Here is an 18,219-nt window from a genome sequence, read left to right on the forward strand (position 1 = left end):
GGTCGCCTGACGGTCAACGTCGGCACCTTCAACCAGACCGCCAGCGGGCAACTGCTGGCCTCGAGCGCGTTTGTGGGCACGGGTGGAAGCTGGACGAATGAGGGGGTGATTGCCAGTGACGGGACGCTTAGTCTGAACCTGAGCGGGGGGTATGCGGGAGGTGGGCGTACGAGCAGCCTGGGCTCCTTGGGCCTCACCGCCAGCCAGTTGGCACTGACCAGTACGGCGAGCCTTATGGGCGGCGCACGGACCGAACTCAATATCAGCGGTTTGGCCAGCAACTATGGGCGACTGACGTCGGCGGCTGATTTGATCATCAATGCCGGGAGTGTGACCAACTACGGCACCTTGGGCACGACGCAAAACCTCACCTTCAATACTGCAAGCCTGCTTAACAGCCAGGGTCTGATCTTCAGCGGCGGGGATATGCAGGCCAATGTGGGGAGTTTGACCAACCTGAAGGGCGACTTTTATGCGCTGAATAACTTGACCATTAAAGGGTATGGCGTTGAGCGGGCCAATCAGGTCTCGAATATATCGGGCTCGATGGAGAGTGGCGGTAACTTTGCGATCAGCGCTACGGCTTTTGAAAACCGCACTGAAGGTTCGGATAGCACGCAGGTTTCTACTGCGGGTCGGACTTTGGTGAAGGGGATTATTGCGATCAGGTGTTACGATTGCGATAGGCGTTTTTTGGCGGATTACGCTGTAAGAGAGTATTTTGAAGGTGGGCAAGATACTGATGTCACGGCTTCTGCGATATTGGCGTCGGGGCGGAACTTTACTTTTGCTGGAGGAGATTTTTTAAACAGTAAAAGTACTATCAGTGCTGTCGGGAATATAAGTGTCAATGCTGATAATGTAAGGAATATTGGGGCTGTTGGCGGAGCGGTAGAGCGTACTCGTATATATACTTCAACTAGCTGGGAGAGTTACGATGCTTTTAGAAGTTATAATCAGCGTAATAATCCGGACTTTCCTAATATCTATTACATAGATGATGCTGGTGAGATTCGGCTGGGGGAGATTGTTGGTGAGGCATATAGTGCGAATGATGAGGGTGGGTGGACGTTTTATAATTATCTTATAAAAAATCCGATAAATTCTACATATGCGAACAATGTATACTATGGTTATTATAGTGAGGGTGCATACAATAGACCTTTGCCTGTATCGTTGTATGATCGAAATAATCTTGTTGAAGTGCCTGAATTAATCACGCGCTCTGGGCTTGTAAGTGATGTTGAAAAGGTTGTAGATGGCGGAAGTTCTGGCCGAAGCGCCGTCATTCAATCTGGTGGTAATGTATCTATTACAGCCACCCAGAATTTGCAGAATAGTGTCATTCGCCAGGATTATGTAGCCGCTGGCGGCACCAGCAAAGTACAGGGCATCAGCCCCTCTGGTACTGGCACGGCGATCATCCGGGTCAACGCCCAACTGCCCCCCGATCTGTCCCAACAACAAGTTAACCCACTCACTCTGCCAGGCTTCAGCCTGCCTACCGGCCAGAACGGCCTGTTCCGCCTGAGTGCCCAGACCGGCAGTAACGTCGCCGCCACTCAAACCAGCACTGCGCCCCAAAACTGGACGCTTGGGAGTGCCAACGTGTCTGTCGCTCAACGCGAGCAGACCGTTTCCGATACCCAGAGAACCCTTCAGTTCGGGACAGCCGGGCAGGTTTCGACCGCCACTCGCCAACTGGCTGATGTGGTCCGCCAGAACTCGGGCTTGAGCGCCAACGCTTCCGCCTTTGACTCCAGTGCTCCAGTCGATTCAGCGACCCGTCTGCAACTCACCGGCCATAGCGCCGGGTCCACGGGGCTGACACAGGTTGCCGACGTGACCCAGGTTCAGGGCCAGAACGGCACCGCTCCCTTGCCCGGTCAAGGGGCGACAACCGTTCCCGTCATTACCCCTGTGGCTTCCAGCAACACCACGGCCCAGAACGGCCCAACCACGCCGACGGCTGTGCCGAACAACCAGGTCGCGCGTGTCCAGGCCTTGCCCGGCACCGCCGCGCCGTCCAACCCGCATAAATACCTGATCGAAACCAACCCGGTCCTGACCGAGTTGCGCCAGTTCATGAGTTCGGACTACCTGCTGGCCAATCTGGGTTACGACCCGGAAGCCAGTGCGAGACGTCTCGGTGATGGCCTGTACGAACAGCGTCTCGTCCAGCAAGCCGTCGTGGCCCGTACCGGTCAGGCATTCCTGGCCGGGCAGACCTCCAACGAGGCCCAACTCAAGTACCTGATGGATAACGCCATCGCCAGCAAGGAGCAACTGAACCTGGCGGTGGGCGTGTCATTGAGCTCACCCCAAGTGGCCGCCCTGACCCATGACATTGTCTGGCTCGAAGAACATGAGGTGAATGGCGAAAAAGTCCTCGTGCCCGTGCTTTACCTGGCCCAGGCCAACAATCGCCTGGGCCCGACCGGTGCGCTGATTGCAGGCAACGATGTCACGCTGACGGCAGGCCAAGAACTCGATAACGTCGGTACATTGCGTGCGACCAATAACCTGTCTGCAACGGCAGGTAACAATCTGGTTAACGTTGGTCTGATCGAGGCGGGTAATCGCCTTGACCTGCTGGCAGGCAACGACCTGATCAACAAGGCCGGCGGCATCCTGTATGGCCGCGATGTGACACTGACTGCTACCCGTGGCGATGTCATCAACGAGCGTACCGTCATTCGCGATCAGCAAAGTGCTGGGGTGCTTCAGGACTTCGTTGAGAATGCCGCCCGTATCGAGTCTGCAAACGATCTTGTTATGAAGGCTGGCCGCGATGTGATGAATATCGGTGGCACCCTGCAGGCCGGTCGCGACCTCAGTTTGATTGCCGGTCGTGACGTGAGTATCGACGCGGTACAAAAGGAAAAGGTAAACAACCTCAGCGTGAACAACACCCAGTCCAGCATCACGCAACTGGGCTCCAGCGTTAGTGTAGGCCGTGACCTGATAGCCCAGTCAGGCCGTGACATCAGCATTATCGCCAGCAATATTGACGCCAAGCGTGACATCGCCATGGCCGCGACAGAAAACCTGACCCTGTCGTCTGCTGCGGATGAACAACATTCGTCCAGCAAGGCCAAAAAGTCCACCTCTCAGCAGGATCGTATCGATCAGGTTTCTGCCTCAATGAATGCGGGTGGCAACGTTGACTTGGGCGCTGGAAACAGCATGGCAATAATTGCCAGCCATATTCGAGGGGGCGGGAATCTTGATATCGATGCTGCTCAAAACCTCACTATAACTTCTGCGGCAGACGAGCAGCATTCTTACAGTAAGACTAAAAAAGTTACCTCCCAGCAGGACCGTGTCACTCAGGTTTCCAGCACCTTGAGTGCCGGGGGGAATGTTGCTTTGGGCTCCGGGAAAGATATGGAAATAATTGCCAGTCATATCCGTGGAGAAGGGGATGTCGATATCGATGCTGCCCAAGATCTTACTATTACTTCAGCCATGGATGAGAGTGCCTCGTTCTATTCTAAAAAGAGTAAAGGCTCTTTTGGGCGAGGTAGTAGCAAGCAGCAAGAGAGTTATGACAGTACAAACGTAGCCTCGATAATCGAGGCGGGTGGCGACTTGACTGTCAATACCAGTAAGTCTGTTGATGATGGAATTGTTCTGGATGGTGGCCATAACGTAACGGTCATTGGCAGCCAGTTGAGAGCGGGTGACGATTTGCTGGTAGGCGCTACGAACGATGTAGCAGTGCTATCGGGAGTTGAAGAGCATGGCTCCTATAGCAAGAAAACCAAGTCCGGTTTCCTGGGTTTGTCAAAAAGTGGCAAGAGTCAATTAACGACTACTGCCTCTCAGGTCGCCAGTGAGCTTGAGGCTGATAACGATGTAGTGATTGCGGCAGGGAATGATGTTCGTTTGCGCGCCAGTGAAACCTCGGCTGGCAACGATGTCGAGTTGCGAGCAGGGTTGGTCAACGATAGTGGCGACATCAATCTGGTTTCAGCCAATGACACCGCTTACAGCCGCAGTGAAGAGTATAAAAAGAAAACCGGACTTTCTGCCTCGGGTGGTTTCATTTCCATCAGTTCAGCCAAAGAGGCAGGTCGGGAAGCGCAAAGCAGCACCAGTGTAGGTAGCAATGTATTGGCCGACCGTGATGCAACGTTGCAAGCCACGCGAGATGTCAATGTACTGGGCAGCGGTATTAGCGCTGGGCGTAACGTCAGTCTGAATGCTGGGCGTGACGTAAACATTGCAGCGGCGCAAAACGAAAGTGCTGAGCAGGAGTGGTCCAAGAACAAGCAGGTGGGTATTGGTGTTTCCGGTAATGACAATGGTGTGAGCCTTTTCATTGGCGCCGATAGCCTTCAGGAAAAGGCCCGACTTGAACAACAGACCGCAGCAGCCAGCCAGGTCAGTGCGGGTCAGGATCTGGTCATCAATGCCAAGCGAGATATCAATCAGATCGGTTCTGATCTGAATGCCTCCAATGACATTGATCTGACCGCCGGGCGCAATATCAATATTGATGCAGCCCGCGAGACTCAACTGGTCGAGCAGCAGCGTGAAACCGAACGGAGTGGTCTTGGTGTAAGCATCAACCACAATTATGGGAAGACTAAAGATGCTGTTAGCGGCGCGGGCCAAGGCGATGATGCCGTCAGTCAAGGGTCAAGTACGCTAAAAGGCATTGATGCTATCGGGCAGTTTCTCGCAGGTCCGACAGCGGACGTCAAACTCGGAAACAGCAAGCAGAGCACCAGCCAAGAGATCATTGAGCAGACCAGCAGATCTTCAACCCTCAATGCTGGCAACGATGTAAACATGACCGCCGGTAACGATGTCACGGTCAAGGGTGGTCAGTTGCAGGCTGGACGCGACATTAATATCAAAGGCCGTGATATCACCCTTGATGTAGCGAAAGACAGCATCAGTCAGGAGAGCAGCCAAAGTGAAAGTTGGGGCGGTATCCATGGAGGCACCAGTGGTGGTTTCAAATTGGGTATTGGTGGCAGTTACGGTGTTGCCAGCGAAGATGGGACTTATGGTTCGTCAACCGCGACCCAGGCTGCAGCAGGTCGGGATATCAATCTGGATGCCAGCAACGACATAAACCTTGTTGGTACTCAGGTTATGGCGGGTAGAGACATAGACCTCAATGCCGGCAACGACTTGAATATCCGTTCGGCACAGAATGAGAGCAACAGTGAAAGTGACCGTCATAGCGGTGGCGGTGAGGTTGGCCTGACTTTCGGCTCTCAAGGTGTTGGTGTGTATGCCAGTGTCAGTATGGGCAAGGGGAATCTGGATCGTGACAGCGCTCGCCAGCAGAATGCTTCCCTCAATGCAGGTAACCAACTTGGCTTTAGCAGTGGAAACGATACCAATGTGGCGGGTGCCACATTGCGTGGCGATGAGGTAGTTGGGCGTGTAGGTGGTGATCTCAATGTCTCTTCAGTGACTGACACCGGTAAGGTTGAAGGCAAGGAGTTCGACATTAATGCCACCGTGACTATCGGTCCGGGTGCGGGTATCAGTGGCTCTGTGGGATATGGCGCGACCAATGGTTCAACCAATTGGGTTGGGCAGCAGACGAGTATCACTGCCAAAGACAAGGTCGATATACGAACTGAAAATCATACTCAGCTTGATGGTGCTCTGATTGCGTCCGACAGCGGAAATCTCAAGCTGGATACTGGAACGCTGGGCTTCAGCGATATTGCGGGGAAAGACAAGGAGCATGGTTATTACCTGAATGTCGGGGGGACCTATAACCCGAGTGGTTCCACAGCTCAGGACCCTAGCCAGGAAGGTAAAGGTGAAAAGTCCAAGAATGGCTGGAGTGTCGAGGGCTGGAACTATGAGAAGGACCGCGAGCAGATCGTACGAGCGACTGTCGGCGCTGGTGAAGTTGTCGTACGCAATGATGCAGAAACGGGAGGTGACTCTACTGCAGGGTTGAACCGTGATGTAAGCAAAGCGTACGAAATTACCAAGGATGAGGAGTCGCGTACTGATCTCTACGTTTCTAAATCTTCTCTTGAGGCGGTATCAAACCCCAAAGCAACACTTCAGCAGTGGCAAAAAAACATTTCTCTTTATGGAGAAAATAGTAAAGAGGCTGTAGGAAAGCTGATTGATTTGCTTGTTTTGATGGCCTTATTGCCTCGGGAGGCAGTATCAGGCAGGGGAGTGGAAACAGCAGAAATCTTTGTTTTTGCAAGAGAAAATGAGCGTCAACTTTCTAGCCAGGACGCAGGAAAGAGAGCTGATAGGGTTCGATTGCTGTTAAATGCTGTAGCGCAAGGAGAACTTGGTCCGGACAGCGAAGCTGTTGTGTCGCGTCTTTCGGCCCTCGCAGCGGAAGATCCTACTAAAGCAATGCGGGCAATTGGTTTATTGGCCTCTTTGAGTGAGCGAAGCAGCGGTGTATCTCATTTTGTCCCGATAGCTGCTTTGGGGGCGGGAGCGATTGCCGCTCTTGGCGGGGCTCTGGTGGTAACGGCGAGCACGCCAGAAAACCAAGAGCGAATGAAAGAAGCTGCTAACGCAGTTGTAAATGCTGTCGCCCAATCAGGTCAAACGGCACAAATACAAACCAGTATATCCATAGAAATATGGAAGATTTTTTTCAATACGACCTTTCCGGTGCATCTGCTGGATGCTGAAAATAGTAGATTGGTAAACCCAATCGTCGAGGCTCAATCTCCTAATCCTGCCAGTGGCGGGTACGCTGCAGGTTCTCCAGTAACCACTCCGATTTCTACAGGAGGTAGTCAGGTCGTAGATCAGGCGGCGAATGACTATTCCAATCCCATCGCAGAGCTTCCGGCTCCTGGGGTTATGAACCAAGATAATGGTGATAAAAGCGTACCGAATCTTACTGAAAGGGGGACGTTGGTCAATCTCCGTCCTGGTGATGTTGCTATTGCGCAGCGACCAGTGAGAGCACTTGTGCAAGATGATACAGGCCGTTACTGGTTGCAAACCTCTACAGGACAGAGGCTAACGCCTTCGGGGTCATATGACTTTGTAACGATGCCGGATGGTACTATTCGTGTCGCTAGACCTAACGTGAATGAAGACTTTTCAACCCATCTTGGATTGAGCGGTGGGGGTGAGGTAAAGTATGCAGGATCTATACGGTTCGGAAATAATGAAGGACCAAATAGAGGGGTAATAACTCAGTGGACTAACAATTCGGGGCACTACCAACCTCCCGCAACTTTAAAAGGTAGTGCTGGGTTGCCGCAGGATTTATTTAAAATAAGGTAGCGCAATCAATGGACGAAAAGCAAAAAAAACTACGTGCGCAGCTTGCCAGGTTAAGTTCTGCGCAAGCTGCTGAGCAGTTGATAAATATGTATCCGCTAGAGTCGATGGATTTTGGTGAGGCCCTGTTGTTAATTCCTCACCTCTCTTGGAAACAATCTGATCAAAAGAAATTGGCTCGACATTTTTTTAAGAAATTACCTTTTGCCAGTGCTCGAGGGTATGAAGCTTTTTCATCAATCATGTCTGTAAAAAACATGCTGGAGTGTGTTCGTGAACGTTTTCCGATGAGTCCTTCTGATATGAATTTATTGTTTTATCATTTGATTCCCGTTCTTAGTCTGGCAGCGAAGAATGATCGAGATCATCAATTGATTTTAGCGTTCCTGAAGGATTTTGATTTGGGTACGTAATAGGTGAGTGGAATGAAAGATTTGAATGATGTAAGAGAGCTTATGGTTTCGATTTTTAGATATAAGGAGGTGGATTTCTTTGATGGGGAGTGGAGTTCTAACTATAAGCTCAACTGGGGGGAAGAGCTTGAAGCTCTTGTGAGGGATGCCTTGGGTGATGTGGGTAAGTTAAGTTCAGCCTTGAATTCTGGCGATGATGTTATGGCTGTTGCAGCTGTAGCAATGGCCAGAGTTAGGTTTTTGAAGCTTTCCGATTTTTTCTTTGCAATTCATGAGGATTTTGAAAAGCTATTACATTTGAAGGAGGTTGAGTGGCCGGATATACCAGATGATTATGTGTATTGATGGTTTGTAGATGTGTCTAGGGGGAAGGTGGTTTTATGTTTGGTCGGCCTCCTTGGGCGTAGGTTCTCTCGCTAAAAGTATTTGTCCATAGTCTGAGTGTGAATAGTTTAAATTTCGTATGAGGAGCGAGTACAGATTTTACAAGTGCTGTATCGGCGGATATCACTAAAGCATGCGGCATGAAAATAATCCCTACAGCTCTATCTTATAAACAACCTGCCCCCGCTCCAGCGGATCCGGATGACACTCAAACCCCAACGCCCGCGCCAGCCCAAACATCCTTGAATTCCTAACCGAATCTATCGAAAACATCCGGTAAAACCCGTTCAGCCGCGCAGCATTCATAAGGTGCTGCATCAGCAATTTGCCCAGCCCAACGCCTTGCCATTTCTCCGCAACCACCACTGCACATTCGCAGCAGTAATCGCCTTCTGTTGCAGCGTAGCGGCTGAGGCCTATTTCGGTCAGTTGGTGGTTGTCCTCCATGATCAGGGCGACATAGGTCATGCGTTGTTGGTAGTCGATGTCCATGATCTGGTCGAGAGCCAGCGGGGCTGGTTCGTTGTTGGGGGAGAGGAAGCGGAAGTGGTGGGTCTGTGGCGACAGGCTGGTAATGAATCCGAACTCCCGTTGCCGGTCGTCTTCCTGGATCGGTCTGATCAGCAGGTGGGTGCCGTCGTTCAGTTCTTCGATCCAGTGAATGAAGCGCAGGTCAGGGGTGTAGAGGTCGTCGCTGATCTGGTCGCTGGTGACAGTGTTCATGTCCATCCCCTGAAACGCCGTACATTGATTGAGCAGGCTGTTTTTTACCTTTTACGCTGCGGCAACCTTCATGCCGTGATCCAGATCAATGTTCCCCAAGGAAGCCATGATCCGGCGTATCAGGATGTGGTGTCGCCCTGCAGGTTTCCGGATCGAAACCCGGCTACCGCAAGATGAGTCATTGGTTTACCGTTAGCGCTTTGGCGAACAGTTCCACGGCAGCAGATGGTGTAACTGACAAGCCTGGGGTGTATGCCCTGATACTCATTAGGAACGGATTGATGGACTTGAAACAACTTGAGGCGTTCGCAGCGGTGATGTCCGCTGGGAGCGTGACCGGAGCCGGGCAAATGCTGGGTCGGTCGCAGCCAGCGGTCAGTCGCTCGATCCAGGAGCTGGAGCAGGTGTTGGGCTTCCCGCTCTTTGAGCGTAGTGGCCCGAAGGTGACTCCCACACGCCGGGCTTTCAGCATGTATGCCGAGGTGGAGAGTGCGTTGAGTGGGGTGCGCAATATCAAGCAGCGCGCGCAGGCGATCAGTGAAGAAGACAACCACCTTTTGCGTGTCGTCGCCACCTCTGCCTTGGCGACGGGGCTGTTACCGGCTGCGCTGGCACGCTTACCCACTGAGCTACGTCCTCGGCAGTTGCAATTGCAGAGTCTTACACCCGAAAAAGCGATTGAGGCGGTATTGGCCAACACAGTGGATCTGGGCCTGGTCAGTCTGCCGCTGGAACACCGAGGTCTGAAGGTTCACTGGATCGGTGAGGCTCCCTGTGTCGCGGTATTGGCGAGCGATTCTCCTCTGGCCAGCGAAAGCAGCCTGAGCCTTGCGCAACTGGCCGAGCAGGTGCTGATCAGCATCGCCAACCCTTATCGTTTTCGCAGACGTATCAACCATGCTTTCGCCGAGCATAAGCTTGAACCACGGCAAATCCTCGAAACCAATACTTCTCTGAATGCGATGCAGATGGCTCGTGTCGGGCTTGGCGTGGCATTGGCCGATCCGGTGACCGCCTATGGTGTGCCGCTGCAGGGCGTAGCCGTGCGTCCTATTGCCTTGGACATCCCGTTTTTCTTCGGGCTGATCTCGCCTTACGCCAGTGTGCTTTCGGAGTTGGCACAGACGTTGGTGACGAGTCTGGCCGACGAGTCCAGGCACCTGCTGCCAGGCATGCGGATGCATTCACCTGCCGAGCACGATGCTCTGCTACAGCGTGTCTATGCGGTGTAAGTAATCCCTTAAGCCGTCGAGTTCTTCGGCGGCCTTGAACGTTCTCCCCTGAGTCGCCAGCCCTTGAAAGCCTCCATCACGCTCTGAATTTTCAGGTCGGGCAGATGGCATGGCCATTTATTCCTTTTTGTAATATCCATAGCTGAACTACTTATTTTCAGGAATAAATTTTCTTCTCTATCATCCGTTTTATGAATGCATGTGCGCTTTGAATTAATAAATCGCATCAATGGATCATGAAGGTCAGCTCTTGGCCATTCTTTAAAGCGGAAATTCAGCCGACCTCGGCACATCGCCGCAACAAAGCTATTACCCATGGCGATTCACCGAGGAGTATTGCAATGCAAGCGGAACAATCTTCAACAAACACTCGTTTCCCGAACCTTGTCCGTAATCAATTGAGCCTGGCGATGGGGCTGTGCATGGCGCCGCTGGTAGGTCAGGCTGAGGTGGAGGAGCGACAGCAGAAGGCCGTAGAACCAGTGCTGCAAACCATCATCTCGGTTGGCAATCGTGGGACGGAGCGTACGGTAGCCGACAGCCCGGTGCCGGTAGATGTGCTCGACGCCGAGGCCTTGCAAAAGCAAGGTGCCACGGCCTTGCGCGATGTACTTGCCAACCTGCTGCCATCGTTCCAGGTGTCCAAGGTCACGGGCGGCGCCTACAGCAACGTCGCCCGCTCTGCCGGTCTGCGCGGGCTGGGTGGTGGTTATGTGCTGGTGCTGGTCAATGGCAAGCGTCGCCATGCCAATGCGGTTTCTTCGGAGGGCACTGGTCTGCAGGAAGGCTGGAATGCGGCCGATCTGGATTCCATTCCCATGGCGGCGATTGCTCGTGTCGAGGTGCTGCGTGATGGCGCAGCCGCGCAATATGGCTCCGATGCTATTGCGGGTGTGATCAATATCATTCTCAAGTCCGACAGCAGCGGGGGCAATGCAACGACGTCTGCCGGTCGACGTTCGCACTACGCCAGTGGCGTGGGTTCCAACGGTGAAACTTATCAGCAGAGCCTCAATTATGGTCTGGGGCTGCCCAATGAAGGTTTTCTCAATCTGACGCTGGACTGGAAAAACCAGGACAGTACCAAGCGCTCGGCACCGGCGACAGGTAGCTTCTACTATCCGGTCAACGGGCAGCCAGACCCTCGGGAAAACACTGTTGAACGACGTTCCTATGGTGGCGGGTTGCCGGAGATCGAGCAGATCAACGCTTCGTATAACGCTGAGTTGCCATTGCGTGATGACCTGCGCCTGTATTCCTTCAGCACCTACACCCGGCAGGATGCATTGGTGTCCATCGGTTTTCGCCGGCCCAATTCCAATACGGTAATTACAGAGCTTTATCCCGACGGCATTGCACCTGACTTCAATTTCGATACCCGTGATTTCCACACTACATGGGGTATCAAGGGTGAAGAGCTGGCAGGCTGGAACTGGGATCTAAGCAGTACCTATGGCGAAAATACCCAGAGAATGGAGAGCAGCAATAACCTCAATCCATCCCTTGGGCCTGCCAGCCCGACCGACTTCTTTCTGCAGAACAACGAGCTGAGTCAATGGGTCACCAACCTGGATCTGAACCGGCCTATCGACATCGGTCTGAGCAATCCGCTGAACTTCGCTACAGGTCTTGAGTACCGGGAAGATCATTACACCACCGGTGCCGGTGATGAGGCGTCCTACATCAATGGCCGTTATGTCTTCCCGGCCGGACACCCGCGTGCTGGCCAGGAGGCGGCTATCGGTGCGCTGGGGAACTATCTGTTGCTGCCCGAAGATGAAGTCGACTTGCGCCGCAGTACTTCTGCCGCCTATGTGGATCTTGGGCTGAACATCACGGATAAATGGTACGTCGGCGCCGCTGGCCGCTACGAGCGATACACAGACAGCGCCGGCAGCACCTGGAACGGCAAACTGTCGACCCGATATGCCTTCACGCCGGAGCTTGCCGCACGGGGCTCGGTCAGCACGGGGTTTGTCGCGCCGTCCCTGACTCAGCAGGGGTATTCCAAAACCGGTCTCGGGCGTCGCACCGTCAACAACGAGACGGTGGACATCATGATCAAGCGCGTTCAGCCCGATTCGGCCATCGGCAAGGCTTTGGGCTCCGAAGAACTGGACCCGGTAAAGTCCACCAGCTATTCGCTGGGCTTGACCTGGACGCCGATAACCAACCTCAACGTGGCACTGGATGCTTACCTGATCGATCTGGAGGACCGCATTGCCTTGATCAGCCCGCTGTCTGGCTCGGCGGTTGATGCGATTCTTGCTGCCAATGGTTTCGGGCATGTGCAGCAAGTGCAGTACTACGCCAATGCGTTCGATACGCGGACCAAGGGTGTCGATCTGGTCGCCGATTACACCCATCGAATTGGCGCCTTCGGTCGTCTGCGCTGGACGGTTGCAGGCAACTGGAATGACACGACCATCACTGACATGGCGCCTAATCCGGCACAGTTGCAGAGTCTCGGTCTGTCTCGTTTCGAGGATACCGAAATAGGCAGTGTGACCGACTCCAAGCCTCGTACCAAATACATCCTGGGTGTGAACTGGCAGGTTGAGGATTTCGATATCGGCCTGCGCAATACCCGCTATGGCAAGGTCAAGCTGCTTGGCAGCGGCACGACAGTGGATCAAGAGTTCAGCGCCAAATGGATCACCGATCTGGATGTGACCTATGGTCTGACCGACAACGTTCGGGTGACGCTCGGCGCTGAAAACCTGTTTAACGTTTACCCGGACAAACACACCGTCAATGACGTGTCGGGTGGCTCTTACTATTCAACCATCTCGCCGTTCGGCTCTTACGGCGCTTACTACTACACCCGCTTGAGTATCGATTTCTGATCGTGGACGCACGGGTTGCCTGTGGCCGTCGGTAATCGTCGACGGCCGCAGCTTACTTCAATCGTGAGGATGTGAATGACCAGTACCACCAATGCCCCCATCGGTTTGGCCGCCCTTGAGGCGCGTCTTCGTCAAGACCTGCAATGGCTTGATCTGCCTGCCAAACCCTGGGTCAAGCCGCGTTATCAGGAGGGCAAGGCTCTTCTTGATGTTGCGATCGTCGGCGGTGGTATGGCGGGCCTGGCGCTTGCGACCGAATTGCTGCACATGGGCGTGACGGTGGTGCTGTTCGATAAAGCAGAAGAGGGGCTGGAGGGCCCATGGTCGACAACGGCGCGGATGGAAACATTGCGCTCGCCCAAGCAACTCACTGGTCCGGCTCTCGGGCTGCCCGCTCTGACGTTTCGCGCCTGGTACGAAGCGCAGTTCGGTACGTCCGCCTGGGAGGCTCTGGACAAGATTCCACGCCTGCAATGGGCTCAATACCTGCGCTGGTATCGCCGCGTCATCGATCTTGACGTGCGCAACCGGCAACGGGTGCTGGCCGTGCAGCCTCAGGCGGATGGCTGGGTACGTCTGCGCGTAGAAGGGCCGCAAGGTGAGCACGAAGTCTCGGCGCGGCATGTGGTGCTGGCGACCGGTCGTGACGGTCTGGGTGGTCCATGGGTTCCGCCACTGGCCGATCAGTTGCCGCGTGAACAGTGGGCGCATTCTGCCGATGGGCTTCAGGACGCATGGTTCGTCGGCAAGCGCGTAGCGGTCATCGGTGGCGGCGCTTCGGCGATGGATGCAGCAGCGACGGCACTGGAGGCCGGCGCCGAGCGGGTCGATCTGCTGATTCGCCGAGAACAGTTGCCCCGCATCAATAAAGGCAAGGGCGCGGGCAGTCCGGGCATGACCCATGGCTACTGGCGTTTGAGCGATCAGTGGAAGTGGCGTATTCGTCACTATCTGAACGCCCAGCAAGTCCCTCCACCCAAAGGCAGCACCCTGCGCGTGGCACAACATGCCAACGCACGTTTTCTGCTGGGACGCAGCATCGAGGCGGTTTCCAGAAATCAGGATGGCAGCGTGCGCGTGAGCTTGATCGACGGGAAAGTGGATTACGACTTCCTGGTATTCGCAACCGGTTTCAGCAACGACATGACACGTCGGCCTGAGTTTGCCAGCCTCGCGCCGCACGTGCGCAGTTGGGCGCAACGGCTTGCCGGGCAGCAACTGCCCATCGATCCGGGAGCGCAGGCTGAGCTGGGTGAATTACCCGACCTGGGGCTGGCTTTTGAGTTTCAGCAGGCTCAGCCAAATGGCTGTCCCGGACTGGAACAGGTGCATTGCTTCTGTTACCCGGCCGCGCTCAGCTATGGCGGTGTCTCCGGAGACATTCCGGCGATCAGCGACGGTGCAAAACGTCTGGCCCAGGCCCTGGCGGGCGCATTGTTCGTCGAAGACATCGACCAGCACTTCAGTGCCATGCAGGACTATGCCGAGCCGGAGCTGCAAGGTGATGAATGGCAGCCGGGTGAATTGACTGCCGAGGAGCGTGAGCGATGATCGGCTGGCTTGTTCGACGGCTGCTGCAGTCGTTATTGGTATTGCTGCTGATGAGCCTGCTGGTGTTCATCGGGCTGCATGCCATCGGAAACCCCGTGGACATCCTGGTCAGTGAAGATCTCAACCAGCAGGAGCGGATGGAAGCGATCTCGCGCCTGGGGCTGGATCAATCCCTGCCCGTGCAATATATGGGGTTCCTGCGTGGTGCGCTGGATGGGTCGCTGGGTGTGAGTTATGTCTATCACCAGGACGCCCTGCAATTGATTTTCCAGCGTCTGCCAGCAACGCTTGAACTGGCTGTAGTAGCGCTGGCGATGGCCGTGCTGATCGGCGTGCCCCTTGGCCTGTTTGCCGGCCTGCATCCTGACAATCCTTTGGCACGCCTGATCATGGCCGGAAGCATCATCGGCTTTTCCCTGCCATCGTTCTGGGTGGCATTGTTGCTGATCATGTTGTTTGCCGTGCACCTGGGTTGGTTGCCAGCCAGCGGTCGCGGGGAAACTGCCGAGTGGCTTGGCGTGCACTGGTCGTGGTTGACCCTTGACGGCTGGCGCCACCTGTTACTGCCGGCTTGCAACCTGGCGCTGTTCAAGGTCGCACTGGTCTTGCGCCTGACCCGTGCAGGCGTGCGCGAAGTGGTACAGCAGGACTTCGTGAAATTCGCCAGGGCCAAAGGTCTGGCTCCGCATCGGGTGATTCGCATGCACGTGCTGCGCAACACCCTGATTCCTCTGGTCACCGTCCTTGGGCTGGAACTCGGTTCAACCATTGCCTACGCAGTCGTCACCGAAAGCATCTTTGCCTGGCCTGGTGCCGGAAAGCTGATCCTGGACAGCATCAACGCGCTGGATCGCCCGGTCGTGCTGGCTTATCTGATGGTCGTGGTGGTGATCTTCGTCAGCCTCAATCTGCTGGTCGATGTGCTCTATCGCCTGCTTGATCCTCGAGTGCGTCTTGCAGGAGGTGAACAATGAGTACGGCCCATTCGCCGTGGCGTGATGTTCTGGTCGATTTCTTCAGGTCACCCCTGGCGGTGATGGGAGTGCTCGGTCTGATAGTGGTCGGGCTCAGTGCAGTTCTGGCTCCATGGATAACGCCGCAGAACCCTTATGACTTGATGCAACTGGATGTGCTCGACGCACGTCTGCCGCCTGGCAGTGAAAGCATGGCGAACGGGTACAGCTACTGGCTGGGCACCGATGGACAGGGCCGCGACCTTTACTCGGCAATTGTCTATGGGCTGCGCATCAGCCTGGTGGTGGGGATCGGTTCGGCGCTTATCGCTGCCTTCGTCGGTACTCTGGTCGGACTGCTGGCCGCATATCGCGGCGGCTGGGTGGACGCCACGCTGATGCGGCTGGTCGATTTGCTGTTGTCGTTTCCTGGAATCCTCATGGCGTTGATGATTCTCGCCTGGCTGGGCAAGGGCGTAGGGAACGTGGTGCTGACTCTGGTGCTGCTGGAGTGGGCGTATTACGCCCGGGCAGCACGGGGCCAGGCACTGGTGGAGCGACGTCGCGAGTACGTCGAGTCGGCGCGGGGGCAGGGGCTTGGATCGCTGCGCATCATGCTCGGGCATATTTTGCCCAACTGCCTGCCGCCGCTGATTGTGATCGCCACATTGCAGATTGCCCGTGCCATTACGCTTGAGGCGACGCTGTCGTTCCTGGGGCTCGGTGTGCCGGTGACCGAGCCGTCACTGGGTCTGCTGATCGCCAACGGTTTCCAGTACATGCTTGGCGAAGAGTATTGGATCAGCCTGTTTCCCGGTCTGGCGCTGTTGATCACTATCGTTTCGATCAATCTGGTCGGTGACCAGTTGCGCGACCAACTCAATCCGAGGTTGCAACGATGACGCCGACCCTTGAAATCAGGCAACTGACCACGGTCTTCGATAGCCGCAATGGTGCGTTGCCCGCTGTGCGCGAGCTGTCGTTATCGCTGGCACCCGGACGCATTCTGGGGCTGGTGGGGGAGTCCGGTTCAGGCAAATCGGTGACCGGCTTTTCCGTCCTGGGCCTGGTGGATGCACCGGGTCGTATCACCAGCGGTGAAATCCTCTTTCAGGGGCAGGATTTGCGTCGCCTCAAGCCCTCGCAGTTGCGAGCGCTGCAAGGCAACCGGCTGGCGATGATCTTTCAAGATCCCATGATGACGTTGAATCCGGTGCTGCGTATCGATACGCAGATGATCGAGGCCGTGCAGGCACACCGCTCGGTCAGTCGCAAGGAGGCGCGGCGTCACTGCGCCGACACCCTGGCGCTGATGGGGATTGCCAGCCCGGACGAGCGCCTGCGCGTCTATCCGCATCAGTTGTCGGGCGGCATGCGTCAGCGTATAGCCATCGCTATTGCGCTGCTGCATCGCCCGGATCTGTTGATCGCGGATGAGCCGACCACGGCTCTGGACGTAACCATTCAGGCGCAGATTCTTTCCCAGGTGCAGAAACTGGTACGCCAGCAGGGCAGTTCGCTGATCTGGATAACCCATGACCTGTCTGTGGTCGCCGGTCTGGCTGACGATGTGGCGGTGATGTACGCCGGGCGCATCGTCGAGCAAGGCCCGGTTGATACCGTGCTGGATAACCCGCGGCACCCTTACACCCAAGGGCTTATTTCCAGCCTGCCAAGCCGTAACCGGCGTGGTGAGCGGCTTCGGCAGATTCCCGGCATGGCGCCGAGCCTGGCTACGCTGCCGCAGGGCTGTGCTTTTGCCGCACGCTGCCCCCGTGCCAACAGTCAGTGCGAGAGCGAACCTGCTGCGCAACTGATAGCCGATTCACATTGGGTGCGCTGTTTCCAGCCTGGAGGTGATCATGAATGAAGCCCTTATTCAGTTGACCCAGGTCAGCAAGACATTTGGTCCCGCACCCGCAGGTGCCTTGCGGCGCTTGAGCGAGCGCGCTGGCTTGAGCAAGCCTGCACAGCGCACCCAGGCGGTAAACGGTGTTGACCTGCGTATCGAGCGGGGCGAGGTGGTCGGTCTGGTCGGTGAGTCCGGCTGTGGCAAGTCGACACTTGGCCGTCTGGTCGCGGGGCTGCTGGAGCCTACCAGTGGGCAAGTCGAAGTGGCGGGTCAACAGCTGCATCTTCTGGATAATCAGGCGCGGCGTGCGGCGCGGCTGCGTATCCAGATGATTTTTCAGGACCCATATTCCAGCCTCAATCCACGCTTGCGGGTGGATCGCATCGTGGGCGAGGGCGCCCGTCTGCATGGCCTGACCGATGCGGCGGGTTTCGATGACTATGTCAGTGCCCAGCTGCAACGGGCCGGTCTCGATCCAATGATGCGTCGTCGTTATCCCCATCAGTTCAGCGGCGGTCAACGCCAGCGGATCGGCATCGCTCGTGCGTTGGCCGTTCAGCCTGAACTGCTGGTATGCGACGAGTCGGTGGCGGCGCTGGATGTATCGATCCAGGCGCAGATCCTCAATCTGTTCATGGACCTGCGCGAGCAACTGGGCCTGACGTATCTGTTCATCAGCCACGATCTGGGCGTCGTAGAACACCTGTGTGATCGCGTACTGGTGATGTACCTGGGGCGTGTCGTGGAAAGCGCCAGTGTCGAAGACTTGTTCGGCCATGCGAGCCACCCATACACCCAGGCGCTGCTGGCACAGATTCCACGTTTCGACCTGCGTCGTAGCCAATACCAACCGATTACCGGGGAAATGCCCAGCCCGCTCAATCCGCCTGGCGGTTGTCATTTTCATCCCCGTTGCCCACATGCCTCCGCGCGCTGTCGCGAACAGGCGCCTGCTTTGCGCGAGATTGCCCCAGGGCATTTGAGCGCGTGCCACCTCAACCCATGAATCTTTTCAGGAAG

The 18,219-nt window shown here is 55.6% G+C and carries 12 protein-coding genes; 10 read left to right on the plus strand and 2 right to left on the minus strand.

Annotated features, from left to right (window positions below; genetic code table 11):
- The first annotated feature begins 186 nt into the window (after nt 1-186).
- The 3 genes from JL015_RS00005 to JL015_RS00015 are packed head-to-tail and all read left to right on the plus strand — an operon-like array spanning nt 187 to nt 8,003.
- Complete coding sequence (locus JL015_RS00005) at nt 187-7,248, plus strand: hemagglutinin repeat-containing protein (protein ID WP_201016895.1); 7,062 nt, start codon at nt 187-189, stop codon at nt 7,246-7,248.
- Nucleotides 7,249-7,256: 8 nt separating this feature from the next.
- Nucleotides 7,257-7,658 (plus strand): hypothetical protein, encoded by a 402-nt coding sequence (locus JL015_RS00010; RefSeq protein ID WP_201016896.1) that lies wholly within the window; start codon nt 7,257-7,259, stop codon nt 7,656-7,658.
- Nucleotides 7,659-7,670: 12 nt separating this feature from the next.
- Nucleotides 7,671-8,003 (plus strand): hypothetical protein, encoded by a 333-nt coding sequence (locus JL015_RS00015; protein WP_201016897.1) that lies wholly within the window; start codon nt 7,671-7,673, stop codon nt 8,001-8,003.
- A gap of 192 nt (nt 8,004-8,195) precedes the next feature.
- Here JL015_RS00015 and JL015_RS00020 read toward each other — a convergent pair whose 3' ends face one another.
- Nucleotides 8,196-8,765, minus strand: a complete 570-nt coding sequence (locus JL015_RS00020; protein WP_201016898.1) for a GNAT family N-acetyltransferase — start codon at nt 8,763-8,765, stop codon at nt 8,196-8,198.
- A 281-nt stretch (nt 8,766-9,046) separates the two neighbouring features.
- Here JL015_RS00020 and JL015_RS00025 point away from each other — a divergent pair, with 281 nt between their 5' ends.
- Nucleotides 9,047-9,997: a LysR family transcriptional regulator gene (locus tag JL015_RS00025; RefSeq protein ID WP_201000301.1), complete on the plus strand. Its 951-nt coding sequence runs from the start codon at nt 9,047-9,049 to the stop codon at nt 9,995-9,997.
- An 8-nt stretch (nt 9,998-10,005) separates the two neighbouring features.
- On the opposite strand, the gene JL015_RS00030 is transcribed toward JL015_RS00025, so the two are convergent.
- A complete protein-coding gene (locus JL015_RS00030; protein ID WP_201016899.1) occupies nt 10,006-10,314 on the minus strand; it encodes a hypothetical protein in 309 nt (102 codons plus the stop codon).
- A gap of 24 nt (nt 10,315-10,338) precedes the next feature.
- Between JL015_RS00030 and JL015_RS00035 the strand changes: the two genes are divergently transcribed.
- From JL015_RS00035 to JL015_RS00060, 6 genes are all read left to right on the plus strand, one after another.
- Nucleotides 10,339-12,843 (plus strand): TonB-dependent receptor plug domain-containing protein, encoded by a 2,505-nt coding sequence (locus JL015_RS00035; protein WP_201016900.1) that lies wholly within the window; start codon nt 10,339-10,341, stop codon nt 12,841-12,843.
- Nucleotides 12,844-12,918: 75 nt separating this feature from the next.
- Complete coding sequence (locus tag JL015_RS00040) at nt 12,919-14,394, plus strand: FAD-dependent oxidoreductase (RefSeq protein WP_201016901.1); 1,476 nt, start codon at nt 12,919-12,921, stop codon at nt 14,392-14,394.
- Nucleotides 14,391-15,368 (plus strand): ABC transporter permease, encoded by a 978-nt coding sequence (locus tag JL015_RS00045; protein ID WP_201016902.1) that lies wholly within the window; start codon nt 14,391-14,393, stop codon nt 15,366-15,368. The genes JL015_RS00040 and JL015_RS00045 overlap by 4 nt, the downstream gene beginning before the upstream one ends.
- Nucleotides 15,365-16,249, plus strand: coding sequence for an ABC transporter permease (locus tag JL015_RS00050; RefSeq protein WP_201016903.1), 885 nt, complete (start codon nt 15,365-15,367; stop codon nt 16,247-16,249). The genes JL015_RS00045 and JL015_RS00050 overlap by 4 nt, the downstream gene beginning before the upstream one ends.
- The gene (locus tag JL015_RS00055) at nt 16,246-17,217 is read left to right on the plus strand and encodes an ABC transporter ATP-binding protein (protein WP_201016904.1); all 972 of its coding nucleotides are present in this window, start codon (nt 16,246-16,248) and stop codon (nt 17,215-17,217) included. The genes JL015_RS00050 and JL015_RS00055 overlap by 4 nt, the downstream gene beginning before the upstream one ends.
- Nucleotides 17,210-18,205 (plus strand): ABC transporter ATP-binding protein, encoded by a 996-nt coding sequence (locus JL015_RS00060; RefSeq protein WP_201000308.1) that lies wholly within the window; start codon nt 17,210-17,212, stop codon nt 18,203-18,205. Before JL015_RS00055 ends, JL015_RS00060 begins: the two co-directional genes overlap by 8 nt.
- Nucleotides 18,206-18,219: the final 14 nt, after the last annotated feature.

The organism is Pseudomonas cichorii, from assembly GCF_015471405.1.
In the GTDB taxonomy this organism is placed as follows: Bacteria; Pseudomonadota; Gammaproteobacteria; order Pseudomonadales; family Pseudomonadaceae; genus Aquipseudomonas; species Aquipseudomonas serbiensis.

Coding starts and splice junctions, on each gene's coding strand:
- JL015_RS00050 (WP_201016903.1), top strand. CDS start 15,365: ATGAGTACGGCCCATTCGCCGTGGCGTGATGTTCTGGTCGATTTCTTC.
- JL015_RS00040 (WP_201016901.1), top strand. CDS start 12,919: ATGACCAGTACCACCAATGCCCCCATCGGTTTGGCCGCCCTTGAGGCG.
- JL015_RS00055 (WP_201016904.1), top strand. CDS start 16,246: ATGACGCCGACCCTTGAAATCAGGCAACTGACCACGGTCTTCGATAGC.
- JL015_RS00045 (WP_201016902.1), top strand. CDS start 14,391: ATGATCGGCTGGCTTGTTCGACGGCTGCTGCAGTCGTTATTGGTATTG.
- JL015_RS00035 (WP_201016900.1), top strand. CDS start 10,339: ATGCAAGCGGAACAATCTTCAACAAACACTCGTTTCCCGAACCTTGTC.
- JL015_RS00030 (WP_201016899.1), bottom strand. CDS start 10,314: ATGGGTAATAGCTTTGTTGCGGCGATGTGCCGAGGTCGGCTGAATTTC.
- JL015_RS00010 (WP_201016896.1), top strand. CDS start 7,257: ATGGACGAAAAGCAAAAAAAACTACGTGCGCAGCTTGCCAGGTTAAGT.
- JL015_RS00060 (WP_201000308.1), top strand. CDS start 17,210: ATGAATGAAGCCCTTATTCAGTTGACCCAGGTCAGCAAGACATTTGGT.
- JL015_RS00025 (WP_201000301.1), top strand. CDS start 9,047: ATGGACTTGAAACAACTTGAGGCGTTCGCAGCGGTGATGTCCGCTGGG.
- JL015_RS00020 (WP_201016898.1), bottom strand. CDS start 8,765: ATGAACACTGTCACCAGCGACCAGATCAGCGACGACCTCTACACCCCT.
- JL015_RS00015 (WP_201016897.1), top strand. CDS start 7,671: ATGAAAGATTTGAATGATGTAAGAGAGCTTATGGTTTCGATTTTTAGA.